Origin of the sequence: Flavobacterium hibisci, assembly GCF_020026925.1 — a bacterium.
GTDB classification, from domain to species: Bacteria; Bacteroidota; Bacteroidia; order Flavobacteriales; family Flavobacteriaceae; genus Flavobacterium; species Flavobacterium hibisci.
In genome coordinates this window covers 1-24,708 of the sequence record NZ_JAIQDW010000003.1, presented here as the reverse complement: position 1 = coordinate 24,708, position 24,708 = coordinate 1, and the positions used below count along the sequence as shown (strand labels likewise).

The 24,708-nt window shown below is 34.7% G+C and carries 21 protein-coding genes and 2 tRNA genes; 12 read left to right on the top strand and 11 right to left on the bottom strand.

Translation table 11 applies throughout. From position 1 onward, the window contains the following. Positions 1–85: 85 nt before the first annotated feature. The 3 genes from K8B81_RS04085 (at position 86) to K8B81_RS04075 (ending at position 3,742) form a co-directional block, all read left to right on the top strand. Positions 86–2,659: a M1 family aminopeptidase gene (locus K8B81_RS04085; protein ID WP_223679100.1), complete on the top strand. Its 2,574-nt coding sequence runs from the start codon at positions 86–88 to the stop codon at positions 2,657–2,659. Next, positions 2,656–3,582, top strand: a complete 927-nt coding sequence (locus K8B81_RS04080) for a DUF58 domain-containing protein (RefSeq protein WP_223679098.1) — start codon at positions 2,656–2,658, stop codon at positions 3,580–3,582. Before K8B81_RS04085 ends, K8B81_RS04080 begins: the two co-directional genes overlap by 4 nt. Before the next feature lie 86 nt (positions 3,583–3,668). Further along, positions 3,669–3,742, top strand: a tRNA-Asp gene (locus tag K8B81_RS04075). A gap of 257 nt (positions 3,743–3,999) precedes the next feature. Here the strand turns inward: K8B81_RS04075 and K8B81_RS04070 are convergent. Next, positions 4,000–4,230 carry a helix-turn-helix domain-containing protein gene (locus K8B81_RS04070; RefSeq protein WP_223679096.1) on the bottom strand — a complete coding sequence of 77 codons (231 nt, stop codon included), beginning with the start codon at positions 4,228–4,230 and terminating at the stop codon, positions 4,000–4,002. An 86-nt stretch (positions 4,231–4,316) separates the two neighbouring features. Between K8B81_RS04070 and K8B81_RS04065 the strand changes: the two genes are divergently transcribed. Further along, positions 4,317–4,547 carry a hypothetical protein gene (locus K8B81_RS04065; protein ID WP_223679095.1) on the top strand — a complete coding sequence of 77 codons (231 nt, stop codon included), beginning with the start codon at positions 4,317–4,319 and terminating at the stop codon, positions 4,545–4,547. A 267-nt stretch (positions 4,548–4,814) separates the two neighbouring features. Beyond that, complete coding sequence (locus K8B81_RS04060; protein ID WP_223679093.1) at positions 4,815–6,086, top strand: hypothetical protein; 1,272 nt, start codon at positions 4,815–4,817, stop codon at positions 6,084–6,086. Between the two features lie 371 nt (positions 6,087–6,457). Here the strand turns inward: K8B81_RS04060 and K8B81_RS04055 are convergent. Next, positions 6,458–6,539: transfer RNA gene (locus tag K8B81_RS04055), tRNA-Leu, on the bottom strand. 110 nt (positions 6,540–6,649) lie between these two features. On the opposite strand from K8B81_RS04055, the gene K8B81_RS04050 reads away from it, so the two are divergent. The 4 genes from K8B81_RS04050 to K8B81_RS04035 all read left to right on the top strand — a co-directional run bounded on the left by K8B81_RS04050 (position 6,650) and on the right by K8B81_RS04035 (position 10,421). Next, positions 6,650–8,038, top strand: a complete 1,389-nt coding sequence (locus K8B81_RS04050) for a dipeptidase (RefSeq protein ID WP_223679091.1) — start codon at positions 6,650–6,652, stop codon at positions 8,036–8,038. Positions 8,039–8,393: 355 nt separating this feature from the next. Further along, the gene (locus K8B81_RS04045; protein WP_223679089.1) at positions 8,394–8,813 is read left to right on the top strand and encodes a toxin-antitoxin system YwqK family antitoxin; all 420 of its coding nucleotides are present in this window, start codon (positions 8,394–8,396) and stop codon (positions 8,811–8,813) included. Positions 8,814–8,835: 22 nt separating this feature from the next. After that, positions 8,836–9,207, top strand: a complete 372-nt coding sequence (locus tag K8B81_RS04040; RefSeq protein WP_223679088.1) for a BlaI/MecI/CopY family transcriptional regulator — start codon at positions 8,836–8,838, stop codon at positions 9,205–9,207. After that, positions 9,204–10,421, top strand: coding sequence for a M56 family metallopeptidase (locus K8B81_RS04035; protein WP_223679086.1), 1,218 nt, complete (start codon positions 9,204–9,206; stop codon positions 10,419–10,421). The genes K8B81_RS04040 and K8B81_RS04035 overlap by 4 nt, the downstream gene beginning before the upstream one ends. Positions 10,422–10,490: 69 nt before the next feature. Here the strand turns inward: K8B81_RS04035 and K8B81_RS04030 are convergent, their stop codons facing one another. Next, the gene (locus K8B81_RS04030) at positions 10,491–11,855 is read right to left on the bottom strand and encodes a saccharopine dehydrogenase family protein (RefSeq protein WP_223679084.1); all 1,365 of its coding nucleotides are present in this window, start codon (positions 11,853–11,855) and stop codon (positions 10,491–10,493) included. Positions 11,856–12,029: 174 nt separating this feature from the next. Between K8B81_RS04030 and K8B81_RS04025 the strand changes: the two genes are divergently transcribed. Both K8B81_RS04025 and pckA read left to right on the top strand, forming a co-directional pair. Beyond that, positions 12,030–12,416, top strand: a complete 387-nt coding sequence (locus tag K8B81_RS04025; protein ID WP_223679083.1) for a DUF423 domain-containing protein — start codon at positions 12,030–12,032, stop codon at positions 12,414–12,416. Positions 12,417–12,607: 191 nt separating this feature from the next. Next, positions 12,608–14,212 (top strand): phosphoenolpyruvate carboxykinase (ATP), encoded by a 1,605-nt coding sequence (pckA, locus tag K8B81_RS04020; protein WP_223679082.1) that lies wholly within the window; start codon positions 12,608–12,610, stop codon positions 14,210–14,212. Between the two features lie 129 nt (positions 14,213–14,341). Here pckA and K8B81_RS04015 read toward each other — a convergent pair whose 3' ends face one another. After that, a complete protein-coding gene (locus K8B81_RS04015; protein WP_223679080.1) occupies positions 14,342–15,400 on the bottom strand; it encodes a phytase in 1,059 nt (352 codons plus the stop codon). Between the two features lie 74 nt (positions 15,401–15,474). Next, positions 15,475–18,285: a TonB-dependent receptor gene (locus K8B81_RS04010; protein WP_223679071.1), complete on the bottom strand. Its 2,811-nt coding sequence runs from the start codon at positions 18,283–18,285 to the stop codon at positions 15,475–15,477. 264 nt (positions 18,286–18,549) lie between these two features. Between K8B81_RS04010 and K8B81_RS04005 the strand changes: the two genes are divergently transcribed. Continuing rightward, the gene (locus tag K8B81_RS04005) at positions 18,550–19,650 is read left to right on the top strand and encodes a DUF4407 domain-containing protein (RefSeq protein WP_223679064.1); all 1,101 of its coding nucleotides are present in this window, start codon (positions 18,550–18,552) and stop codon (positions 19,648–19,650) included. Between the two features lie 67 nt (positions 19,651–19,717). On the opposite strand, the gene K8B81_RS04000 is transcribed toward K8B81_RS04005, so the two are convergent. The 6 genes from K8B81_RS04000 to K8B81_RS03975 form a co-directional block, all read right to left on the bottom strand. After that, positions 19,718–20,626, bottom strand: coding sequence for a pseudouridine synthase (locus K8B81_RS04000; RefSeq protein WP_025571791.1), 909 nt, complete (start codon positions 20,624–20,626; stop codon positions 19,718–19,720). Between the two features lie 335 nt (positions 20,627–20,961). Next, on the bottom strand, positions 20,962–21,921 hold the full coding sequence (locus K8B81_RS03995) for a geranylgeranylglycerol-phosphate geranylgeranyltransferase (RefSeq protein WP_223679692.1): 960 nt from the start codon (positions 21,919–21,921) through the stop codon (positions 20,962–20,964). 31 nt (positions 21,922–21,952) lie between these two features. Beyond that, a complete protein-coding gene (locus K8B81_RS03990; RefSeq protein ID WP_025571788.1) occupies positions 21,953–22,891 on the bottom strand; it encodes a mevalonate kinase family protein in 939 nt (312 codons plus the stop codon). A 4-nt stretch (positions 22,892–22,895) separates the two neighbouring features. Then, positions 22,896–23,198: a type II toxin-antitoxin system RelE/ParE family toxin gene (locus K8B81_RS03985; RefSeq protein WP_223679062.1), complete on the bottom strand. Its 303-nt coding sequence runs from the start codon at positions 23,196–23,198 to the stop codon at positions 22,896–22,898. A gap of 8 nt (positions 23,199–23,206) precedes the next feature. Next, on the bottom strand, positions 23,207–23,425 hold the full coding sequence (locus tag K8B81_RS03980) for a hypothetical protein (RefSeq protein WP_223679061.1): 219 nt from the start codon (positions 23,423–23,425) through the stop codon (positions 23,207–23,209). Between the two features lie 30 nt (positions 23,426–23,455). After that, positions 23,456–24,538 (bottom strand): diphosphomevalonate/mevalonate 3,5-bisphosphate decarboxylase family protein, encoded by a 1,083-nt coding sequence (locus K8B81_RS03975; RefSeq protein ID WP_223679059.1) that lies wholly within the window; start codon positions 24,536–24,538, stop codon positions 23,456–23,458. Positions 24,539–24,708 lie beyond the last annotated feature (170 nt).

The following is a 24,708-nucleotide window of genomic DNA, read 5'->3' as shown; positions in this document are numbered from 1 at the left end:
TTATTTAAAGGCAAAAATAGCAAAACAAAAATTCGTGAATTCGTGGCGGAATTTTTATTTTTACGAATCTTATATTCTACTAAAAATGAAAATTTTCTACAGCTTTCTCTGCTTTTTTACAATCCTTACTTCTGGTTTTTCCCAATCAAAGCAAAATGAAAGTTCTTTTTTAGAAAATGGCGTTTCTGAGCAAATGGCTATTTTTCGAAAACAACAGATTGCAGATGTCTCTTACGGACTGACTTTTGAAATTCCGAAACAAAAAAGCGAGAACATCAATTCTGAATTGTCGTTAAGCCTGAATTTGTCTGATGTAAGTCAGCCCTTGTATTTAGACTTTAAGGAGAAAACCCAAAACATAAAATCAGTTGCTGCAAACGGAAAAAATATTGCTATTGTTCATGAAAAAGGGCATATTGTAATTCCGGCTGAAAGTTTAATTTTAAGGAAAAACACGATTGCAATTTCGTTCATCGCCGGAAATTTGTCCTTAAACCGGAATGATGATTTTCTATACACTTTATTAGTTCCGGACCGGGCGAGTACTTTATTTCCTTGTTTTGATCAGCCAGATATAAAAGCAACTTACAAACTGAGTCTTTCTGTTCCCAAAGACTGGAAGGTTTTGACTGGAGCCGATGTAAAAGAAACCGTTGAAAAAGGTGATTTTATTTCATACACTTTCGGGGAATCAGATAAAATGAGTACCTATTTGTTTTCATTTGTCGCGGGAAAATTCAATAGTGTAACAAAAAAACCTGGTTTAGAAATGACTTTTTTATTCCGGGAGAATGACAGAGGCAAAATTGCAAGCAGTATGGATACGATTTTCAGCCTGCATCAACAGTCTTTGGATTTTTTAGAAAAATATACTAACTATAAATTTCCTTTTCAAAAACTGGATTTTGCATCTATTCCGGTTTTTCAATATGGCGGAATGGAGCATGTGGGCGCGATTCAGTACCGTGAATCGACTTTGTTTCTGGATAACAGTGCCACCGACAGCGAGAAATTAAACCGTGCCAAATTAATCGCACACGAAACTTCGCATATGTGGTTTGGCGATTTGGTTACGATGAAATGGTTTGATGATGTGTGGATGAAAGAGGTTTTTGCCAACTTCATGGCAGATAAAATCATGAATCCAATTTTCCCGAAAGTCAATCATGATCTGCAGTTTTTTACAGCGCATTATGGCAGCGCTTACGCGGAAGACCGGTCTTTAGGAACCCATCCGATAAAGCAGCATTTAGCGAATTTAAAAGATGCCGGTTCGCTTTACGGAAGTATTATTTACAACAAAGCACCCATAATGATGCGACAGCTGGAAGTTTCGATGGGAAAGGAAGCTTTTCAAAAAGGAATCGAAAAATACATTCAGAAATATGCCAACGACAATGCCGACTGGAATAATCTCGTAGAAATCCTGGATGCCGAAACGCCTTTGGATATGAAGAAATGGAGCGAAGTCTGGGTGAACAAATCCGGAAGGGCCATTTTTACGGATAAAATTGAATACGATAATCAAAACCGAATTACGGCGTTTGAAATTGAGCAAAATGCAGAAGATCGATCAGAAAATATCTGGCCTCAGGTTTTTCAGATTGGTTTGGTGTATGTGAATGAGGTAAAAGTGGTCACAGCAAATTTTATAGATAAAAAATTAGTTCTTAAAGAAGCCACCGGACTTGAAAAACCTTTAGCTATGGTTTATAACTATAATGGTTTTGGATACGGTGTTTTTCCGCTTGACGGAAATAATTTAAGCCATATTTCAACATTGAAAGATGAGGTGGCAAGGGCTTCTTCCTACAGTAATGTTTATGAAAATATGCTGGTTGGCAATATTCCTCCGAAAAAAGCTTTTGATTGTTTTTTCAGGGGAATCCAAACAGAAGAAAATGAATTGGTTTTACGAATTGCATCAGGAAATTTAAACACGATTTATTGGCGATTTTTAACCCAAAAACAGCAGGATAAACTGGGGAAATTACTCAGTAATACCCTGCTTGCACGCCTGGAAAGCAATTTGTCTCCAAATATCAAAAAGACTTTATTCAATTTATTTAATTCAATTGCGTATTCCAATTCGGCGAAAGCCAAATTATATCAGATCTGGAACAAAGAAACTGTGATTCCGAATCTGAAATTGAACGAAGATGATTATACGAATATGGCGATGAACCTGGCTATTTTCAAACATAAAAAAGCAGATGAAATTCTGAAGAGAGCCCAAAGTGCGATTACAAATCCGGACAAACTGAAACGATTTGAGTTTTTGCTGCCTTCATTGTCTAAAAACGAATCGGTTCGCAATAAGTTTATAGAATCCTTAAAAGACGATGCCAATAGGGAAAAGGAATCGTGGGTTTCGGTTGGTCTGTCAAACGTAAATCATCCGCTTCGTCAGGAAAGTGCACAGAAATATATCAGATTTTCATTAGATTTGACAGAAGAAATCCAGCGAACGGGAGATATTTTCTTTCCAAAAGACTGGCTCGACAATACCGTGGGAAGATATTCGTCGAAATATGCCTTTGATGAGGTGCAGCGATTCTTAAAAGAAAACCCTAATTTTAGTCCGATCCTGAAACGTAAATTGTTTATGGCGACAGATTTGCTTTATAAAGCACAAAATAGTAAAAAAGAAACCGAATGAAAATTGAATCGGAAATAAAGAAAGTCTCCAGTTTTCAGCATCTCGAAATGCTGGCGAATCAGGTTGTGGAAGGTTTTATATCCGGAATGCACAAGAGTCCGTTTCATGGATTTTCGGCTGAATTTGCTGAGCATAAAGTGTATAATGCAGGTGAAAGCACCAAACATATTGACTGGAAATTGTTTGCCAAAACAGATCGTTTGTACACCAAACGCTTTGAGGAAGAAACGAATATGCGTTGTCACCTTATTGTCGATAATTCGTCGTCGATGCATTATCCTGAACTAAAACCGAATCAGCCTTTTTATGAAAAGAAGATTGGTTTTGCGGTTCTGGCTTCGGCGGTTTTGATGAATATTCTAAAGAAACAGCGCGATGCTGTTGGCTTAAGTGTTTTTTCCAATAGTTACGAATATTATGCTCCCGAAAAAGGAAGCGACCGCCACCACAGAATGCTGTTGAATAAACTGGAACAATTATTAGAGCAGCCAAAAGTCAAAAAAAGCACAGATACGATTACGTATTTGCATCAGATTGCAGAGAAAATGCACCGTCGTTCGATGATTATTTTGTTTACAGACATGTTTCAGTCTGAGGATGATGAAAAGCTGTTTAATGCGCTGCAGCATTTAAAACACAACAAGCATAAAGTCGTTTTGTTTCACGTAGTCGATCATGAAACCGAGCTGAAATTTGACTTCGACAACACACCAAGAAAGTTTATTGACTTAGAATCAGGAGAAGAAGTGTCGATTTTCGCAGATAATGTGAAACTGGAATATGAAAAAAGGGCAGAAGCCTATTTTAAAAACCTGGCTTTAACGTGTGCCAGGAACCAGATTAAGTACGTTCCGGTGAATGTTGGCGATAATTTTGAAAAAATATTAACGACATATTTAGTTGAAAAACAAAACTTTGGATAGTATTTTAAAATTATATTCAAAAATTTTTATCAAAACGCTTGCAGAAACGAAATTCTGTACTATCTTTGCAACCGCAATAACGCAGAGGTTTGGTAGTTCAGTTGGTTAGAATACATGCCTGTCACGCATGGGGTCGCGGGTTCGAGTCCCGTCCAGACCGCAATATTGGGAGAAGCCTTTCTTAACGGAAAGGCTTTTTTTGCCCAAATACGGTATCTAAGATTAGTTGTGTTGTTTGCTACGACTTTGTAACTCGTAGCTGGTTTAGTAGTTAGACCAATGAAAAGCTTTCCACTTTTGTGGATGGCTTTTTTGATTTAAGAGATAATTGATTTTGTGTCTTATTGATAACTTCTATAAGTGATTCAACTTTTTCCCTTTCTGCCTTTTGCGGATTTATCAAAATAATTACAACTCTTATTTTAAAGGAAAATCAAGCAATTGTTTAGGCTCAACATCTAAAGCATTAGCAATTTTTACAAGAGTTTTTACGGTAGTATTAATTGTAGCGACTTCAATTCGTGAGATTTGAGATTTAGTTATACCACAATCGTCTGCCAATCCTTGTTGGGACAAGCCTTTCTTTTCACGTAATTGTCTAATGTGAATTCCAAGATTTACAATAAAATTTTCTTCTGAAATATTCATATTTCAAAAGTGACAAGATTTATTTTCTTCATGCACGCATATATGCCTACAAATTATTATATTTGATAGAAATAAAAAATAAGACGATGACTACAGGAAGCCTTTCAAAAGAAACAGAAACTAGGTTAATTGATTTTTTCACGAACAGTATTAATCCTAAAGATATGGCTAAGGCAATACGGCAAATAAACCATATCCTTTCTCTGCAGGTAATGAAAGACTTCGAAACAATGCCTGGAAAAAACAATATCGAATATAATTTTTATTGTATGAATAGATTAGCTGAAGTTTTAGATCCTTATTTGGATATTGAGTGAATAAATTTGTTTGCATCGAGTTTGTCATTCCGAGGAAACGAGGAATCTCCGCAAGAAACTCGACAACAGCGCGTGCTCAGCGTGTGAAGATTCCTCATCCCTCGGAATGACAAATATTGAGGTTGTATTATAAAAGTTATCAAATCAAAATTTCTATAATTATGATAAAATAAAGTCTTAACGAATGAAATAACAATGTGAAAATTGCTAAATTATGACGTTTTTAAAAAACCCATTTTAACAAATTAATATTTATTTCATTTTGACATGGAAAATACAGAATTTGAAAATCAAAAAAGAGCTTATTCTAATTACATTAGTTTTTTTTATCCTGATTTAAAATGGACTAGTACTATATACAAAGACCTATATGATATTTTAGATGAAGGTTTAGGCTTGACAACAATAAGTTTAGGAGATTACTTCCTTGAGAAATTCCTTATTAGCCTAAGTGATAATCTCATTAGAATAGAAAATGAAGTTAATGACTATGCTAGAAATAAGAATTTTGATGATATACAAAAAGAGCATATTTTCTATTATAAACCATTTTTGGAAAACCGTATTAATAAGCTACTTGAAGAGTATAGATTGAAAAAGAAACCTATAATTAAAGGAGAAAAAACAATAACTCATTATGATAAAATTCTAAAAGAGCTCCAAATTATAGAAATTGTCTTTAAGTCTCAAATGAATCCTGAAATGCATTTGGGTAGTGGGATAGGGCCGGCAAGATATTGTAATAAAATATTTGTAATCTCCGATGTTGAGCTTTTGAAAGTTGGCGAATATAAAAGAGAATATTCCTTGCGTCTTGAGCAATCAAATAATACATTATTGGTGGTTAATGAACTTAAAGAAATTTATAATAAATCCTTTGAGCTTTACAATTACTTTGTTAATAATTTAAATAATCATCCTGATAAAAAAGATTTTTTTGTTGGTCAAGATGCTAAGCAACAAATCATAGATAGTACTGGATATTATCATTTTATAAACTACAGAGTAAGTTTTTGTTTTTTTGGAGTAGAACCAGATTCAGAATCTATGAGAGCTATAAATTCTAGATTTTTTGGAAGTAGTTTTAGATATAATTGCAAAAATGAAAATCTTGTGAATTTCTGTGTTCAGTTACTTGATTTTATAAAGCTAACAGGTATTTTAATTGATAAAAATAAAGAAATAATAGAAATTGATAAAAACATAAAATCGGAAAGTAAAAATCCGTTTCCGTTAATTTTTACAGGGGATAATGATAAAACTTTTGTTTTGTTTCAGAAATTTGTAACTACTCATATAATAGATAAATATACAGATTTTAGTTTTATATTCCAGCAAATGAAGCATAACGGATATATTTCAGACATAAAACATTTGAAATTTATGAAGTGGCTAAATGAAAACAATTATATAAATGAAAAAGAATACGAGGACTTTAAAGAAAAAAATACATTTAAATCATTAAATAAATGTTCGTTTAGTACTAGACTAAATTTATATTTAAAATTAAAGGAAGAAATAATTCCAAATTCCGATTAATCGGAAAAAACAGCTATAAATCGGAAATAAAATTGTTTGAATATTTGTGAATAATTATTAATAAATCACAAATGAGAATAGGTCCAATTATAAGTTATTCAAAAAAACAGTTTAGAAAGAAAATTATAGTAAACACAGAAAGACAAAACCAAAAAAGGAAGTGTTTAACGAAATCTGAAAAAACGAAGCAAACAATTAAGCTCGTTTTTAGACATTATTGGTTTGTAAAACAATTATTTAGTTTTTTGGAAATTCATGATATTTTATTTTATATAAAAAAAATATTATCTATATGGTTTTAGATCCATGTTTACAAACGCGAACTACATTAAAACAAAAAAGCTCCTGAATATCTCAGAAGCTTTTTTTAGTGCGGATAATAGGACTCGAACCTACACGCCTTGCGGCACCAGATCCTAAGTCTGGCATGTCTACCAATTTCACCATATCCGCGGTGTTTGTGGGTGCAAAGATAAGCATACTTTCGAATAATCAAAGCATTTTTTCAAAAAAAATATTAATTCTCTTTTTTGTATATTTGGTTTTCTATAAAAATAATTTAAATGGAAAACATTAAGTCCTACGTTCAACAACATAAAGATCGCTTTATCAATGAGTTGATCGAATTATTAAAAATTCCGTCGGTAAGTGCCGACACTGCATACTCTCAAGACGTTATTGACACAGCCGAGGCTGTAAAAACAAGTTTATCACAAGCGGGCTGCGATTTAGTCGAAACTTGCGACACTCCTGGTTACCCAATTATATATGGAGAGAAAATAATCGACCCTAATTTACCTACCGTTTTAGTGTACGGACATTATGATGTTCAGCCGCCGGATCCAATGGAATTATGGACCTCTCCCCCTTTCGAACCCGTTATCAAAACAACCGATATCCATCCTGATGGCGCTATTTTCGCCCGCGGTGCCTGCGACGACAAAGGTCAGATGTACATGCACGTAAAAGCGCTGGAATATATGGTACAAAGCAATACGCTGCCTTGTAACGTAAAATTCATGATCGAAGGCGAAGAAGAAGTAGGATCGGCAAGTCTGGCCTGGTTTGTAGAACGCAATCAGGAAAAACTGAAAAACGATGTTATCCTGATTTCTGATACCGGAATGATTTCGAACCAACAGCCGTCTATTACAACAGGTTTAAGAGGTTTAAGTTATGTAGAAGTGGAAGTTACAGGACCTAATCGCGACCTGCACTCCGGTTTATATGGCGGTGCTGTAGCGAACCCAATTAATATTCTCGCAAAAATGATCGCTTCTCTTCACGACGAAGACAATCATATCACGATTCCGGGATTCTACGACAAGGTTCAGGAATTATCTGCTGAAGAAAGAGCCGAAATGGCCAAAGCGCCTTTCAGCTTAGAAAAATATAAAAATGCTTTAAATATCGCTGATGTTTACGGCGAAAAAGGCTATGTAACCAACGAACGCAACTCCATTCGCCCGACATTAGACGTAAACGGAATCTGGGGCGGATACACAGGCGAAGGTGCAAAAACAGTAATTGCCAGTAAAGCGTATGCGAAAATCTCCATGCGTCTGGTTCCGAATCAGGACTGGCACGAGATTACAGAACTTTTTACCAAACATTTCACCAGTATTGCTCCTGCAGGAGTTACGGTAAAAGTAACACCGCACCACGGAGGTCAGGGCTATGTGACACCAATTGACAGTATTGGGTACAAAGCAGCAAATATGGCGTATACCGAAACGTTTGGAGTTCCTGCTATTCCGGTTCGTTCCGGTGGAAGTATTCCGATTGTGGCCTTGTTTGAGAAAGAATTAAAAAGCAAAACTATTTTGATGGGGTTTGGTTTGGATTCTGATGCTATTCACTCTCCAAATGAACACTTCGGAATCTTTAATTACCTGAAAGGAATTGAAACTATTCCGTTGTTTTATAAATATTTTGTAGAGCTTTCGAAATAATTTTTTCATTATAAAATCTAAATCCGTTAGCAATGAGCGGATTTTTTTTGTTTAAAATTTAAGATTTGAAATTGATTTTTGCCATTGAAATTGATAATTGTTATTGGATTTGGGCGTTCCCTCCGGTCGGGCTTTCGGCTAAATTCCCGATTAACAAAAACTACGGCTGAAAAAGCCTTGTTTTTCTAAATCGGGAGATACCGCCTCTATCCCTAACGCACTCCTCAGTAAATTATGAAATTTTATTTCCACAAGTAATTCTTTTACAAATACATAAAAAATAATTACTGCAATTGTTGCACATGTACAATATTATTCTACATTTGTAGAACATAGTCTATAAACATAGAATGATATGCGTAAAAAAATATTCTTAATCATGATAATGGTTTCTTTTGTTGGGTGTAAAACAGCTGTAATAAATCAGACAATAAATAAGAAGAAAGAAGGCAAATGGATAGAATTGTACGACGATGGTAACAAATACAAGTCGGTTGAATATTACAAAAAGGACCAACCCATAAAAAAATGGAAATCTTACATTGACGGAAACATTTATAAAACAGAAAAATACAAAAACGGAATTTGTACTGTAAAATATTATCATCCAAACGGAAAACTGCAATCAAAAGGAAAAACCAGCGTTGAAACTGATTCAGTCGAAACCCACTGGTTTTACTTTGGAAAATGGAAATTCTATTCGGATAAAGGAAGATTAACCGATATCAGAAAATATGATAAAGGAAATTTAGTTTCAGAACAAAACATGGAATAAAAAACTTTGAACCTCTAAAAATATGCAATTATCAAACTCAGAAGAACAATTAATGGAACATCTCTGGAAGCTTGAAAAAGCCTTCATGAAAGACCTGCTCGAAGCCTACCCCGAACCAAAACCCGCAACAACGACCGTTGCAACGCTTTTAAAACGTATGATCGACAAGAAATTTGTTGCTTATAAAGAATTCGGAAATTCAAGGGAATATTATCCGCTGGTTCAAAAAACCGATTACTTCTCCAAACATGTAAACGGATTAATTAGTAATTTTTTTAATAATTCGGCTTCACAATTCGCTTCTTTCTTTACTACCGAAACCAATTTGTCAACTTCGGAACTGGAAGAACTCAAAAAAATAATCGATTCAGAAATTCAAAAAAAGAAAAAATGATAAGCTATCTTTTAAAATCAGGTCTGCTGCTTTTGATTTTTTATGCAGTATATAAGCTGCTTTTAGAAAACGAAAAAATGTTTCGTTTTAACCGCGCTTATTTAATAGGAAGTTTACTTTTTAGTTTCATCATTCCGTTGCGATTATTTTCGCTTGAACCTTTGTTTAATAATACTTTAAATACAATTCAATTGGAAGAAATCGTAATTCGGTCAAACCGCATTACTTTCAATGAAACTTATATTTTGCATAATATATTCGACTCTTTAAAACAGGTTTATGTAGTTGTTGCAATTGTCCTGGCATTTCATTTTATATTGAATTTAATTTCAATTTTCAGAAAATTAAGGATTAAAAATAGCCAATTTATAAATGGTGAAAAAGTGATTTTAACTGAAGAACCGACTTTGCCGTACTCTTTCTGGAATGCTATTTTTATTAATAAAACGGAATTCGAAATGGGAAAAATTCCATCAGAATTAATTGCACATGAAAAAGCACATTTAGAGCAAAAACATACTTTGGATATTCTTTTTATTGAAATTCTTCAAATTGTATTTTGGTTTAATCCGGTTATTTATGTTTTTAAGAAAGCGATTAAACTCAATCACGAATTTTTGGCAGATGAAGCGGTTAATAAACAATTTAAATCGGTTAAAAGTTATCAGTCACTGCTGTTAGATTTTGCTTCAAATAATACTGCTATTTCTCTTGCCAGTAATATTAATTATTTAATAACTAAAAAACGTTTACTTATGATGACCAAAAAAGAATCCAAAATAAAATCACCATTAAAAGCATTTTTCACAGTGGTATTCTCAGGATTACTGCTGTTGATATTTAGCCATAAAAGTGTCGCTCAGAAAGATAATGAAAAATTAAAAGAAAGCAGCCGGATAGTTGGTGATCCAATTGAAACACAGCCTGAATTTCCCGGCGGAAAGGAGACTTTTTTTAAATTTATAGGTGAAAATTTTAAAATACCATCAGAAGCTGAAAAAAATAAAGTTTCTGGAAAACTCTACCTTCAGTTTATTGTGGAAAAAGAAGGGACTTTATCAGAAATAAAAGTTTTAAAAGATTTAGGTTACGGATTAGGAAATGAGGCAATCCGGGTACTAAAGCTTTCTACAAACTGGACTCCGGGTTTTATAAATGGTAAACCGGTTCGGGTTTTGTATAGTCTTCCCATAACTATTCAATCAGCAAATTAACAAAAAAAATCCGCTTCTTTATCCAAGAAGCGGATACTAAAAAAATTCAAAAACTAAAAATAAATCCGTTTAAAACAAGTCCGGATTGTATCCAAAATACGGCATGCTTTGTTCATAGAAAACAACTCCGTAACTTTCTAATTCTTCTAAAATAGGCAAATACACTTCTTTATTGATCGGGAGCTGTACACCGGGAGTTGTAATTTTTCCGTTCAAAATTAATAAAGTTGCTATGGCAACCGGTAATCCAACAGTTTTTGCCATGGCAGTATAAATCTGATCTTCGCCAATGCAAACCATTTTTGAGTCAATTTGCCTTTTCTCACCGTTGAGATCATAGCCAAATTTATGGTACATCACAATCATATCTTTATCATCCGGTTGGAGAGTCCAGCTATCTGTGAGTATTTTTTCTAAAATCTGTGCTGGGGTTGCATTAGGCAGGTTCACTTTTTTGTTTGGATTGAATAAATCCAGTTCTAACAATTTGTCCCACATTATATCGTCCTGATCGATTTTTAAAATCAAACGCATCTTTATTTCAACCGAATCCGTTGGGTGATAAGGCAAAAAGGAATTGGTAAACTGGCGGTAACTCATGTTTTCAGAATCTTCCATGATGTAACTGTCGTCTGTCATGCCTAATTGCACAAACATGTTCCAGGCTTTCGAAAAGCCAACTCTTCTGATTGTTCCTCTGTATAAAGTCAGAATATCATCCAAACCATAAATAGAACGATATTTAAGCGAATCACGGTTGGAATAGGCCTCAAATTTACCATAGCCTTCTACCTCAAGAAACTCTGTCCTGCGAAATAAAGTTCCGTATGGAATATATTTATAAGTACCTTCCTGAATAAATTTTGCTGCACCACCCTGACCCGCCAATACTACATTTCGCGGTGCCCAGGTAAATTTGTAATTCCACAAATTATTATCTGACTCCGGAGCTACGAGGCCTCCACAAAACGATTCGAAAAGCAGCATTTTACCACCTTTTGCTCTGATTTCATCAATAACTTTCATGGCACTCATATGATCTATTCCGGGATCGAGGCCAATTTCATTCATGAAAATCAAATTGTTTTTCCGGACTTCTTCTTCAAGTTCCATCATGGCGTCGCTGATATAGGAAGCAGTAACGAGATGTTTTTTGTATTGCAGACAATCTTTTGCAATTTCAATGTGTAAATATGCAGGAAGCATCGAAATGACGATTGAAGCTTTTTCTATGGCAGCTTTCCTTTCTTCAACATCAAAAATATTCAGGGCAATTGGGGTGGCATTGGGGTGGTTGTTTATTTTTTTTTCGGCCAGGGCCAAAGATAAATCAGCCACAATAATATGCAGGTTTTCGCTTTCAGATTTTGAAAGTAAATACCGTATCAAAGATGATGCGGATCTTCCGGCCCCAATGATTAGAACATGCCTCATGATTTATATATATAACACAAACATAGTAAATTGTTACAAAAATAACAATTGATAAACGGTGAAATTTTTAAAAGATTTGGAACAAAGTAAATCAGATTTTTTTGAAAAGTGTATTTGAAATGTTTTTTGTTTGGATCAATTAAGCCTATTTTTGTGATATTAAAAATACATAAAATGGAAAGAAAAATAATTATTACAGCTGCTATATTCGGAATGTTGTCCATTATTTTGGGGGCTTTTGGTGCACATGCCTTAAAGACGATCTTGACTCCGGAGCAATTAACCAGTTTTGAAACCGGGGTTCGCTATCAAATGTATCATGCTTTCTTTTTATTTTTTGTAGCGTCACGTACAGAATTGACTTTAAAGACACTAAGAGTGATTTATAATTTAGTTCTGGCGGGTGTACTTTTATTCTCAGGTTCCATTTTTTTACTGACTACAAAAAACGTTACCACTATTGACTTCAAAATTATAGGATTCGTAACTCCAATTGGCGGATTCCTATTAATCTTCGCCTGGTTAGTTCTTTTAGTTACTTTTTTTAGGAAAAAATCATAAAATTGGATTAAAAAAATTCTATCTGAATTATAATGATTAATTTTGTTGTATATATAACACATAACTTAATCCGTGTGAATATTTTGTTTTTTAAATACTTAATGACAAATAATGTAACACACAATTGAGTTATTTATATCTTAAAGTTGATATTTAAGAATAAACAATATAACTACAACAATTAAAAATTTATGGAGACGAATACACTTTCCACGAAATCGATTTCGCTAAATGATTTAGGAATCAAAAACGCAAATGTTCACTATCAGTTATCTCCAGAAGAGTTACATGCTTTAACTATCGAGGCGGGACAGGGTATTGAAAGCTCTACAGGAGCATTGGCGATTAATACAGGTGAATTTACCGGACGTTCTCCACAAGACCGTTTTATCGTAAAAGACAGTATAACAGAAGACAAAGTTTGGTGGGGAAATGTAAATATTCCGTTTTCACCGGATGCTTTCGAAAAACTATATAATAAGGTAACACAATTTTTATCAGATAAAGAAGTTTTTGTACGCGATTCATATGTTTGCTCTGATGCCAATTACAGATTAAATGTTCGCGTAGTAACCGAAACGGCCTGGTCAAATTTGTTTTGCTACAATATGTTTCTACGTCCCGAAGAATCTGAACTGCCAAGTTTCACTCCTGAGTGGACTGTGATCTGTGCGCCAGGTTTTATGGCAGATCCTGCTGTTGATGGTACAAGACAGTCTAATTTTGCTATTTTGGATTTTACTAAAAAAGTAGCACTTATTGGAGGAACAGGCTACACTGGAGAAATGAAAAAAGGAATTTTCTCAGCTTTGAATTTCATTTTACCTGTCTTCGAAAATACATTGCCAATGCACTGTAGCGCCAATGTGGGTGAATCTGGAGACACTGCCATTTTCTTCGGATTATCCGGAACCGGAAAAACTACCTTATCAGCAGATCCGGAACGTAAATTAATTGGTGACGATGAACACGGATGGACAAGTGAAAACACTGTTTTTAATTTTGAAGGCGGCTGTTATGCCAAAGTAATCAACTTATCTGAAGAAAATGAGCCGGATATTTTCAGGGCGATCAAAAAAGGAGCGCTTTTGGAAAATGTAGTTTTCAAGGAAGGAACTAACGAAGTTGATTATGATAATGTTTCGATTACGCAAAATACACGTGTAAGTTACCCAATAACTCATATCGATAATATTCAGCCGGGGTCTATAGGGCATAATCCTAAAAATATATTTTTTTTAACGGCTGATTCTTTCGGAATTCTGCCTCCAATCTCAAAACTGACTCCAGGTCAGGCGGCTTATCATTTTATTTCAGGATATACTGCAAAAGTAGCCGGAACAGAAGCAGGTGTAACAGAACCTCAGCCAAACTTTTCAGCTTGTTTTGGAGCACCATTTATGCCTTTACATCCAACGAAATATGCTGAAATGTTAAGCAAAAAAATGAAAGATGCTGATGTAAAAGTATGGTTAATCAATACCGGATGGACTGGAGGAGCTTACGGGACCGGAAGCCGTATGAAGTTAAAATACACCCGTGCTATGATTACGGCAGCTCTAAACGGAGAACTGGATAATGTCGAGTACATAAACCATAAAGTATTTGGAATTGCCAAACCACAATCCTGCCCGAATGTTCCGAGTGAAATTTTGAATCCGAGAAATACATGGGAAGATCCTGCATTATATGATAAAAAGGCATTAGAATTAGCTCAGAAATTCAAAGCTAATTTTGCCAAATTTGAAGAATTTGCGAATGCTGAAATCTTAGCAGGCGCACCTATTACAGAATAAAAGGAATTATTGATTCAAATTAAAAAAGCTGTTCATAACGAACAGCTTTTTTGTTTGGTTTCCAATCGCAGCTAAAAATAAACACTTAACACTGACGCTGCGACTGAAAACGCAGTAAACACTGAAAATTTATTTTTTGGATTCATCAATACGTTTCTGTATCAAGTCCCAGGCATAATAATGAAATGTCATTCCGTTGCTCATCGCTACAAAAAGACCGTTTTTATAGACCCCTCCTAAGTTAAGGCTGGTTACATCGGCGCCATCACATTCGATTGTAGAAGTTGGAACTTCTGCCAGTAATTTATAACTATTTGGATTTCCGTTAACTCCTTCTCTTGGATACGCCATGAAAGTATTTGCCTGTTGGTTTGATACTAAAATATATCCGGTAGAATCTGTTTTTTTGTAAATGGCAATTCCTTCGTGATCGGCTTTGAAATCTTTTTGCCCAAAGATTGCTAATTCTTTATTATCGTTTAAAGCAGGATCTGCCTTGTATTTTCTGATTCCTGTCTGCTCGTCACAATAGTAAACTGAGCCTAATTCATTATCAACAGCAATGGCTTCTATTTCTTTTTTACCGCTATAAGTTCCAAATTTGCGAACCAATTTTGCTGCAGCAAATTTTCCGTTTCCAAAAAGTTCGTATTGCCATAAATAGCTTCCTGAAGGACCGGTTTTTCTTCCAACAATGGCAAATATTTTACCGTCTGTTGGACGCGTGTACAACGCAATTCCCATTGGGTCGCGCAACTCTTCTCCTTTAAAAACTGAAATGCCTCCGTTGTCAATTGGTTCTAAATCTGGCAGGCTGAAGATTCTGATTTTGTTGCTTTCTCGTTCTGTAGTTACTGCGATATCAACTTTTTTTCCATCAACAACTAATCCGTAAGCGATATCAACATTGTTTGGACGTTTTAGCGGAATTGATTTCTTCAGTATTTTTCCTTTCAAATCAAAAGCATACAAACCCCCGTCTGTATCTTTGTCCGTTCCCACAATAATGCTTTTTGTAGCATCAGTTGGGTTAATCCAGATCGAAGGGTCGTCAGTATCGTGAGGCAAAGCTTCTGTAATAGCTGTTGGTTTTACCGCATTTGGTGCAACCGGAGCCAGTTTATCATCTTTACAAGCCGTAAATGAAAGGGCTAAAAGTAAAAACGCAATTATAAATTTATTCTTCATTTTATCATGTATTTTATGCAATTAGACAGAGCCGTTAAACTCTGTCTAATTTAAGAATTTTAAAAAACAGGTTTTTATAAGTCTAATTTCAATCCGAAATTGTAACGAGCCTGATAGTATTCAGCTTGTTTTGTATTCGATTCAATTCCCTGATAGTAACGCAACGGCTGATTTGTTAAGTTGTTAGCTTCTGCAAAAAAGCGAAGTTTAGGCGTAATTTTATAGGAAGCATTTGCATCTAAGAAAAACTGTTTGTCATAAAAACTGTCTTTGTAAGATTCTGAACCTAATTCATCTAAATAATCCGAAGTAAAGTTCGTAGAGATTCTCGCCGAGAAACGTTTGTTTTCCCATGACAATGATCCGTTGAACATGTGCGGAGCAGTTCCGGGAAGACTGATATTTTTTCTTTCGTTTCCATCTTCATCAGCAATTCCTTTTGCTTTAGATTTAGTGTACGTATAATTCACATAAATACCGAAACCTTTTAAGAAAGCACCAGGTAAAAAGTCTAATTTACGCTGAAAAGCTACTTCAAAACCATAAACATCAACAGTATCACCATTTCTTGATTGTAAAAATGACCAGTTTTCGCCTGCAGGAATTGGGTTTACCTGATTTGGGAAATCTGCAGCAAATTTGGCATCTGTGTATTGATTATCACTGTAGTTATAAATGAAATCATGTAATTTTTTGTAGAAAACACCTCCTGAAATCAAACCAACCGATTTGAAATAATTCTCAGCCATGAAATCGTAATTATATGAATAGGTCACATCCAGATCCGGATTTCCGGCCGTAATTTCTTTGTCAGCCGCAATATTGTTTACATAAGGTGCCAGTGCATAATAATTTGGCCTCGCTAAAGCTGTAGTGGCAGCAGCTCTTAAAACTAAGTCTTTTGTAGCGTTGTATTGGAATGAAATACTTGGCAGTAAATTAGTATAAGAGTTTGTTGTATTGATTTTACTTTCTAGTTCTTCTTCATCTAAAACACGGTTTCCTGTATAATCGATGTGTGTGTTTTCAACACGGAAACCCAAAACCATTGAAAGTTTATCATTAAAATCCTGATCCCATCTTACATAAGCAGCCGTAATTCTTTCTTTAGCGTTATAGTTTACAGCCAAATATTCAGCCGGATCTGCTTCTTTATCAAATAAACTTGCGTTATTAAGATCCAAACTTCCTAAGAAATCAGCCGAAGCAAAAGTTCCCGGTACATATTTGCTTCCCGGATTAAAGTTTTTTCCATCAAAATAGCTGGTTGGAACCTCAGATAATAATTCGATTCCATCATTGATTGGTTCGTAAGCGTAGAAATTGTTGTTTCTTTCTTTTTCTTTCAAACGAAGCCTAAGACCTGTTCTTACTCTTCCTTTTTCACCTGCGATAACAGAGAACGGGAAACGGATATTCACTTTTGCTCCAAATTCACTTTCGCTTGTTTCATCTGTATTTTCTGTAACCGAATTAAATTTAAATTTATCCGTAGATTCACCAACAGTTGTCAATAAAGGAAATCTCGGGTCAGATAAATCCTGAAACATGTCTAAACCTTTCTGACGGTATTCGATGTAACGCTCTTCAGGACGGTATTCTCTAGCTTTTGCATAGTTGGCAGACCAGTTTAAATCTAATTTTGAACTGATTAAATGCTCTCCGCGAATAGAATAGTTCTGAACTCGCTGATCTTCCAGTCTTCTGTTTTTATTACGATTATTATCAACACCACCTTTTGTCTGACGTTTTACACGGCCTTCAAAACCAATAATTTCTTCACCATTATAAAGTGGCTCAATATCATCATAAGTAGTTCTGAAACGGTTTTCTCTGTCGTCTCTCCAGTTGTAAATTGCATTGGCGAAAATAGAGTTGTTCTCATCAAATTTATAATCCAAAGCAACAGATCCGCTACGACGAATACGTTGTACATCGTATTTTCTAATTTCTGAAGCTTGCAAATACTGATTCCCGAAATCGTCTTTTACCCATTCGTTTTCGATGTTATCAGAACCGTAATCTACATTATTGTAAGATCCGCTTACAACCATTCCTAATTTATTATTTAAAAAGCGATTTCCATAAACAAGTCCGGCTGTGTAAGAAGCTTTTTCCCGAATTGGAAGATAACCTCCTGCAAGTGTTGCTGAAATTCTTTCACCATTTGGAGTTGCCCTTGTAACTAAGTTTACAGAACCTCCAATCGCATCAGCATCCATGTCAGATGTCAATGTTTTGTTTACTTCAATAGTCGAAATCATATCAGAAGGGATCAAATCCATCTGAACGTTTCTGTTGTCACCTTCTGCAGATGGAATTCGGTCACCATTTAACGTTACAGAGTTTAATGAAGGAGCCAAACCTCTAATGATGATATTACGTGCTTCACCCTGATCGTTTTGCATCGTGATACCCGGAACACGTTTTAATGCGTCACCTACATTAGCATCCGGAAAACGGCCTACCTGGTCTGATGAAATTATGTTTCCTATATTTTTGTTGTTTTTTTGCTGGTTCAGTGCTTTTGCCTGGCCTTTTAAGATGTCACCCACTACAACCTCATTCAATTCTGTTCCCGTCGTTTTAAGCGAAAAGTCGATTACGTTGTTTTTGCCCTGTTCTACTGTTATTTCCTGAGTGGTGGAGGTATATCCAATATATTTAACAGTTACCTGATATGTTCCAACGTTTATATTTAGCAATTCAAAACGGCCATTGTAGTCAGAAACAGTGTATTTGTTCTCCCCTACAATCTGAATCATGGCTCCAGGTAAAGGAAGTTTGTCATCAGCATCTAATACTTTTCCTGATATTATTGCCTTTTGAGCATACCCTGATATGGTTAATAAAAAGAGTATTGCTACTGCATAAAAATTTTTCATTCTGTATTTGGTTTAATTTCGTTTGCGAAACTATAACCTGAATGTTATTAAAGTCATTAAAAGAAATTAACATACTGTTATGATTGTACATTTCAAAATTGAAATTATTAATATTTATGTAACACTAATACAGTAAATAATTGATTAACAGTAAAAACAAATTGACTATTTAAGCTCCAATTGAATTTTTGGCGTTAAATTTGCCTTATCACACGAGCCTGAAAGGCGAACTGGCGAAACAATCACAATCAAAAATCATCAATCATGTTAAAACAATTTTTTATCCTGTGTTCAGGAGCCGACCGAAATCTTCTCGAAGGCTGTTCAGAAGGCGAACAAACCAAATATGTTGGTATTGGGGCCACCGTTTTTTTTACCGCAGTTATGGCTTTTCTGGCCAGTGCTTATGCGCTTTTTACTGTTTTTGACTCAATCTATCCAGCCCTGATTTTTGGATTGGTATGGAGTTTACTCATTTTTAATCTGGATCGTTTTATCGTTTCTACCATTAAAAAAAGAGATCGTTTAATGGATGAATTTCTACAGGCTACTCCCAGAATCATTTTGGCAATCATTATTGCTATCGTAATTTCAAAGCCACTCGAAATCAAAATTTTCGAAAAAGAAATCAACACCGTTTTGCTTAAGGAAAAAAACGAAATGGAACTGGCCAATAAAAAGCAGGTGGGCAATTACTTTCAATCGGATTTAGATAAGAATAAGGCTGACATTGCTGCTTTAAAGGCTGATATCCAGAAAAAAGAGAAAGAAGTAAATGATTTGTATTCTACTTACATTACAGAAGCCGAAGGAACTTCGGGAACTAAAAGATTAGGAAAAGGCCCGGTTTATAAAGAAAAAAGAGAAAAACACGATGCTGCCTTAAAAGAATTCGAAAGCCTAAAAACCGCTAACGAAGCAAAAATTGCCGAAAAAGAAAAAGCAGGTACACAGCTTCAGGCAGATCTGGATAAAAAGGTTTCACAGACACAACCCATTATTGAAGGTTTTGACGGATTAATGGCGAGAATAAATGCCTTAAATAAATTGCCATGGCTTCCGTCATTTTTTATCATGTTGTTGTTTTTAGCAATCGAAACCTCTCCGATAATTGCCAAATTGCTGGCCCCAAAAGGCGAATTCGATATTAAACAGGAAGAAGCTGAAACCGCGATGAAAGCCACTTTGGAGCAAAATAAATACCAGCGTGAGTTACTAATAAAAACAAGTGCTGAAATGCACGATAAAGTATATGCTGATATTGCCGAAGATAAAAACCTGTACCATCTGCAGCGAAAAAATGCTACTGAATTATTAGAACTGCAATCGCATAATTTTGTAGAGAAACAAAAGGCAACTTTATAGGTATAAAAAACAAAAACCTGTTTCACTTTTGTTAGAAACAGGTTTTTTTGTTTTTTCAGAATATTTTTTAAACGTTTTTCAGATTGATAATTTCCTGATCTGTCAAAAAGCGCCAGTTTCCTCTTGGTAAGTTCTTTTTGGTTAGACCTGCAAAAGATACACGGTCTATACGCAAAACATTGTATTCAAAACTCTCAAAAATTGAACGAACCACTTTTACATTCGCAGTACGCAATTTTAGGCCCACTTCGCTTTTTGGCTCATTGTCAATATAGCTTATTTCCTCTACAAAAACACGGTGTCCATCCAAAACCAATCCTTTGCTGATTTTTTCCAGATCTTCATATTTTAGGTTTTTATCCAGTGAAACCTGATAGATTTTAGATGATTTCTGATTCGGTAAAGTAAACTTACGAATCATATCATTATCATTCGTAAACAATAATAATCCAGTGGTGTTTTTATCCATTCTCCCTACCGCTGCTATTTTAGCGTTTGTAGCACCACGCACCAGTTCCAGAACATTGCGGTATTCCTGACCTTCATCTAATGCTGTTGTAAAGTTTTTTGGCTTATTCAGTAAAATATATTCCTTCTTTTCCGGAGTCAGGATAACACCGTCAAAATTCACAACATCATTTAGCTTTACTAAATAACCCATTTCAGTTACCGGAACACCATTTACTTTTACGTTTCCGGACTGAATGTATATATCAGCATCTCGACGCGAGCATACACCCGAATTCGAAATATATTTGTTCAATCGAATTTCGTCTGAAGCTTTTTGTCTTTTTGGAGCCTGATTCTGTTTTTTTAATTTTGCTGCTTTTTCTTCTTCCGCAGCTTTAACAGCAGGATTCACTTTTTTTGGCCCCTGCGCACGCTTTGCCATAGGAGGTTTCGGCTTGCTGGAGTTTGATCTTGAGCTGTTTGGTCTTGATCCGCCTCTTTTATTATTGCCTTCCTTGTTGTTCATAAATTCTGTAATTTGTGCAAAGATAGTTTTTTCCGGCTAATAATCTTAAGTTCAATGTCCTTAGATTGATAGCCTTAAGTCTTAAATAAATTTGAAGCATCACATCCGGCTTTTATTAAATATGGATTCCCGTTTTCCGTTCCCAATCTTTTATTTTTTAAAGGAAAAAATAAAAGGATTTTCACTTCAACCGGGGCTAGATTCAAACACTTGGCTTCTTTTAAAAATTAGTTATTACACCAAGCCTCTCAAAGTTAGCACAGAGCTGCACAACGTTTTTAAATAAAATCCATATGCGTTTGCGAAAATCTTTGTAAATCTATGCGAAATAATTCTTATAAGTTAGAAATCAATTGCTTTCCGTGCCACAAAACACTAGGGTTAATCAAAACAATGCAAAAAACACCTGAAACAATCAAAAATTTAAGCACATTATGAAGCAGTAAATATTGCTCTTTAGAATTTGATTTCCATAAATACAACACAAAAAATAGTAATGCCATAAAGCACACATAGAAATAGATATCCATATAGCCTACATCATAAACATTGATCAATATGTACACGGGAAGTATGGTCATAAAGGTTAAAACTGTAATGATCTGCTTTGAGACCCTTTCGCTGTAAAGAATTGGAATAGTCTGATAATTATTAGCTAAATCACCTTTTAAATTTTCAAGATCTTTAATCATTTCCCGAATTAGCAGTAGCAAAAATAAAAACATTGCATGTGCTGAAATCACTGCAAAATGACTTCTGTGGTTCTCTATTTCGTCAAATGAAATCTGATGGTAAAAAAAATATAATAAAATAGCAAAAAAAGGCAACACAGCTAAAAAAGCTGCTGTAAGATTTCCAATAATAGCATACCTTTTAATTTTATGCGAATAAAACCAGATTAGGAAAATATAAGCTGAAAAAAACAAGCAAGCACGCCAGGAAACAATTAAAGCTGTTAGAACGGCCATAAAGTTCAGGGAAAAGTAAACTGAAAGTTTTGTTTTCTGACTGACCAGACGATCCAGCATTGATTTGTTGGGCCTGTTGATCAGGTCTTTCTGGCTGTCATAAAAATTATTGATAATATAGCCAGAAGCAATCGTAACGGCAGACGCAAATACAATCAGAAACAAGTAGGAATCCAGTAAAATATCGAGCGCTCTTTTCTCCGGAGCTAATATAAAAATCGCAGATAAATATTGTGCCAATACAATAATCGGAATGTTATAACCTCTTACTACAGAGAACAGACTGACAATTTTCATTACTAAAAGTTTGTGCTGCCTGCTTAACATCATACGGATTTAAAGTTTGGAAAAGGTTAAATTAGAACTGATAAACCACTTCTAATTTATAATCTTTTAGGGAAACTTTTGCACGCTCTAAATCTTCGGTAAAACCTAAAATATAACCGCCGCCACCAGAACCGCAAAGTTTTAAATAATAATCGTTGGTATCAATTCCGTGTTGCCAGATTCCGTGAAACTGCTCCGGAATCATTGGTTTGAAATTATTTAAAACGACTTTAGAAAGCTTTTTAGTATTAGTAAACAATGATTTCATGTCTCCGTGCAAAAAATTGTCTACACAGGCATCGGTATATTTTACAAATTGATTTTTCAGCATCGCACGGAAACCTTTGTCTTTCAGATTTTCCATAAAAATATTCACCATCGGAGCGGTTTCACCCACAATTCCTGAGTCTAACAAGAATACAGCGCCTTTACCGTCAAAACTTTGAGTCGGAATACCGGTTGCTTCAATATTGTCTTTCGAATTAATTAAAATTGGGATACTCAAATAACTGTTTAATGGGTCAAGGCCAGAACTTTTTCCGTGGAAAAAACTCTCCATATTTGCAAATATATTTTTTAGCTGCAATAGTTTTTCACGCGTCAGATTTTCAAGAACCGTAATTTTATGAGCAGCATATTTGTCATAAATAGCCGCCACCAATGCACCACTGCTGCCTACTCCGTATCCTTGTGGGATACTGGAATCGAAGTACATTCCGTTTTCAACATCACTTTTTAAAGCTGCTAAATCAAAAGAAACCAAATCAGGTTGTTCTGTTTGTAAATTTTCCAGATAAACGCTATAGCGTTTTAAACTGGCATTTGACGCAATGGCTTCTGCAGAAGGATTTTCATCTCTCTTCAGTGCGCCATTATAAAAATTATAAGGAATGGAAAGTCCTTTAGAGTCGCGAATGATTCCGTATTCTCCAAAGAGTAATATTTTTGAGTAAAATAAAGGTCCTTTCATATGTTTATTTTATATCTTTCTTTATTTGATTTGGGTCTTGTCTGGTGTCGAAAACAGCAATAATTTCAACTCTCTTAGAATTAAATTTATAAAAAATCGTGGTCTGCTTTGTGATTACGCATTTATGAACACTTTTATTAAAATCAGATTTTGGAAATGCTTCCGGATTATCTTTTATGACTGTTAAATTACCATATAATTTTTGTGCAAATTTCTGACGAACAGTTTCCGACCAAGTGCTTTCAATATATTCTAAAAGATTTTTAATCTTAAGCTGTGCATAATCTGAAATTATAATTTTTCTCATTATTAATTTCACACATATTTTTGGATAAAAGATTCGAAATCAGAATATTCTCCATTTTCAATCTGTTTTTCTCCAAATTTAATTTCATCTTTCTGCTCTTCAGTCAAATCATCCCACCAGTCTTTTTTCTTTTTGGTAAAGATTTTTTGAATAGATTTAATGATAGCTGGATCTTCCGTATCTGCTAACTTTTTTATCAATTCTAATTTTTCTAATTGAATGTCCATAATCAAAAATTTAATTAAAGATACGCAAAATTATAATGCAATTGCACCTGTTCCAATTTCGTCGCAAATGTACTGACCATTTTGACAAAAGCCAACTAATTCGTTCTTAATAAATTGCAAGACTCTTTCTTTAACATTCTCAGGATACAAAACATGCACATTTGCACCTGCATCCAAAGTAAAACAAACCGGAATACTGGTTTCGTTTCTGAATTTCCAAATGGCATTGATAATTTGTAAAGTATTTGGTTTCATCAATATATAATACGGCATCGAAGTCATCATCATAGCGTGCAAAGTCAATGCTTCGCTTTCTACAACTTTAATGAATTCTTCTATATTTCCGCTTTCAAAAATGGCAATTAATTGATCCAAATTTTCATGCGCCTGTGCAAAACGTCTTTCGGCATATGGATGATTGTGCATCAAATCGTGTCCAACGGTGCTTGAAACCTGTTTTTCGCCTTTATCAACCAATAAAATTGTATCCTGATAATTATGGAAATTTTCGTGGATTGTGTGTGGAAATTCAACTCCGAATAAATCTGAACTTCCTTCAATATTGAACTGCTCGCCCCAAACTACAACATTCCCTTTTACACTTCTACAGGCACTTCCTGAACCTAAACGGGCTAGAAAAGATGCTTTTTGGTAAAAATATTCGTCTGTCATTTCAGGATTCATCAGTTTTTCCAAACTCATAAAATTCATTGCTAAAGCTGCCATTCCCGAAGCCGAAGAAGCTATTCCTGAACTGTGTGGAAAAGTATTATGTGTATCAATCGTAAAATGATACTCTTTCAAAAACGGCAGATATACTTCTATTCTTTCTAAAAATTTTATGATTTTTGGCTTGAAATCTTCCTTTGGTTTTCCTTCAAATAGTAAATCGAATGAAAAAGCATTCTGATTTTCTTTCTTTTCAAAAGCCAGTTTTGTAATCGTTTTGCAATTATTCAATGTAAAACTTACCGAAGGATTCGCCGGAATCTGGTTCTCTTTTTTCCCCCAGTATTTTACCAATGCAATATTGCTGGGAGCGCTCCATTCGAAATTTCCGTTTTCGACTGTTGAAGAATATGTTTTAGGAATAAAATCAGCTGCTGTAAACATGAATTATAAAATTTTGGCAAAGATAGTTTTTAAATTTTTTCACCATATAAGATTCTGTGTTGATTTCCAACTAAAATCTTATTTTTTATTAATTTTGTTGCTCAAGACAGTCATAGAACTAGTCTCTATAGCGTGTTTAAACCATTTGTGTTTGCACGCTATTTTTTTCG

Bases quoted from the DNA above. Each gene is read 5' to 3' on its own strand.
- K8B81_RS04085 (WP_223679100.1), top strand. From the start codon at position 86: ATGAAAATTTTCTACAGCTTTCTCTGCTTTTTTACAATCCTTACTTCT.
- K8B81_RS04080 (WP_223679098.1), top strand. From the start codon at position 2,656: ATGAAAATTGAATCGGAAATAAAGAAAGTCTCCAGTTTTCAGCATCTC.
- K8B81_RS04070 (WP_223679096.1), bottom strand. From the start codon at position 4,230: ATGAATATTTCAGAAGAAAATTTTATTGTAAATCTTGGAATTCACATT.
- K8B81_RS04065 (WP_223679095.1), top strand. From the start codon at position 4,317: ATGACTACAGGAAGCCTTTCAAAAGAAACAGAAACTAGGTTAATTGAT.
- K8B81_RS04060 (WP_223679093.1), top strand. From the start codon at position 4,815: ATGGAAAATACAGAATTTGAAAATCAAAAAAGAGCTTATTCTAATTAC.
- K8B81_RS04050 (WP_223679091.1), top strand. From the start codon at position 6,650: ATGGAAAACATTAAGTCCTACGTTCAACAACATAAAGATCGCTTTATC.
- K8B81_RS04045 (WP_223679089.1), top strand. From the start codon at position 8,394: ATGCGTAAAAAAATATTCTTAATCATGATAATGGTTTCTTTTGTTGGG.
- K8B81_RS04040 (WP_223679088.1), top strand. From the start codon at position 8,836: ATGCAATTATCAAACTCAGAAGAACAATTAATGGAACATCTCTGGAAG.
- K8B81_RS04035 (WP_223679086.1), top strand. From the start codon at position 9,204: ATGATAAGCTATCTTTTAAAATCAGGTCTGCTGCTTTTGATTTTTTAT.
- K8B81_RS04030 (WP_223679084.1), bottom strand. From the start codon at position 11,855: ATGAGGCATGTTCTAATCATTGGGGCCGGAAGATCCGCATCATCTTTG.
- K8B81_RS04025 (WP_223679083.1), top strand. From the start codon at position 12,030: ATGGAAAGAAAAATAATTATTACAGCTGCTATATTCGGAATGTTGTCC.
- pckA (WP_223679082.1), top strand. From the start codon at position 12,608: ATGGAGACGAATACACTTTCCACGAAATCGATTTCGCTAAATGATTTA.
- K8B81_RS04015 (WP_223679080.1), bottom strand. From the start codon at position 15,400: ATGAAGAATAAATTTATAATTGCGTTTTTACTTTTAGCCCTTTCATTT.
- K8B81_RS04010 (WP_223679071.1), bottom strand. From the start codon at position 18,285: ATGAAAAATTTTTATGCAGTAGCAATACTCTTTTTATTAACCATATCA.
- K8B81_RS04005 (WP_223679064.1), top strand. From the start codon at position 18,550: ATGTTAAAACAATTTTTTATCCTGTGTTCAGGAGCCGACCGAAATCTT.
- K8B81_RS04000 (WP_025571791.1), bottom strand. From the start codon at position 20,626: ATGAACAACAAGGAAGGCAATAATAAAAGAGGCGGATCAAGACCAAAC.
- K8B81_RS03995 (WP_223679692.1), bottom strand. From the start codon at position 21,921: ATGTTAAGCAGGCAGCACAAACTTTTAGTAATGAAAATTGTCAGTCTG.
- K8B81_RS03990 (WP_025571788.1), bottom strand. From the start codon at position 22,891: ATGAAAGGACCTTTATTTTACTCAAAAATATTACTCTTTGGAGAATAC.
- K8B81_RS03985 (WP_223679062.1), bottom strand. From the start codon at position 23,198: ATGAGAAAAATTATAATTTCAGATTATGCACAGCTTAAGATTAAAAAT.
- K8B81_RS03980 (WP_223679061.1), bottom strand. From the start codon at position 23,425: ATGGACATTCAATTAGAAAAATTAGAATTGATAAAAAAGTTAGCAGAT.
- K8B81_RS03975 (WP_223679059.1), bottom strand. From the start codon at position 24,538: ATGTTTACAGCAGCTGATTTTATTCCTAAAACATATTCTTCAACAGTC.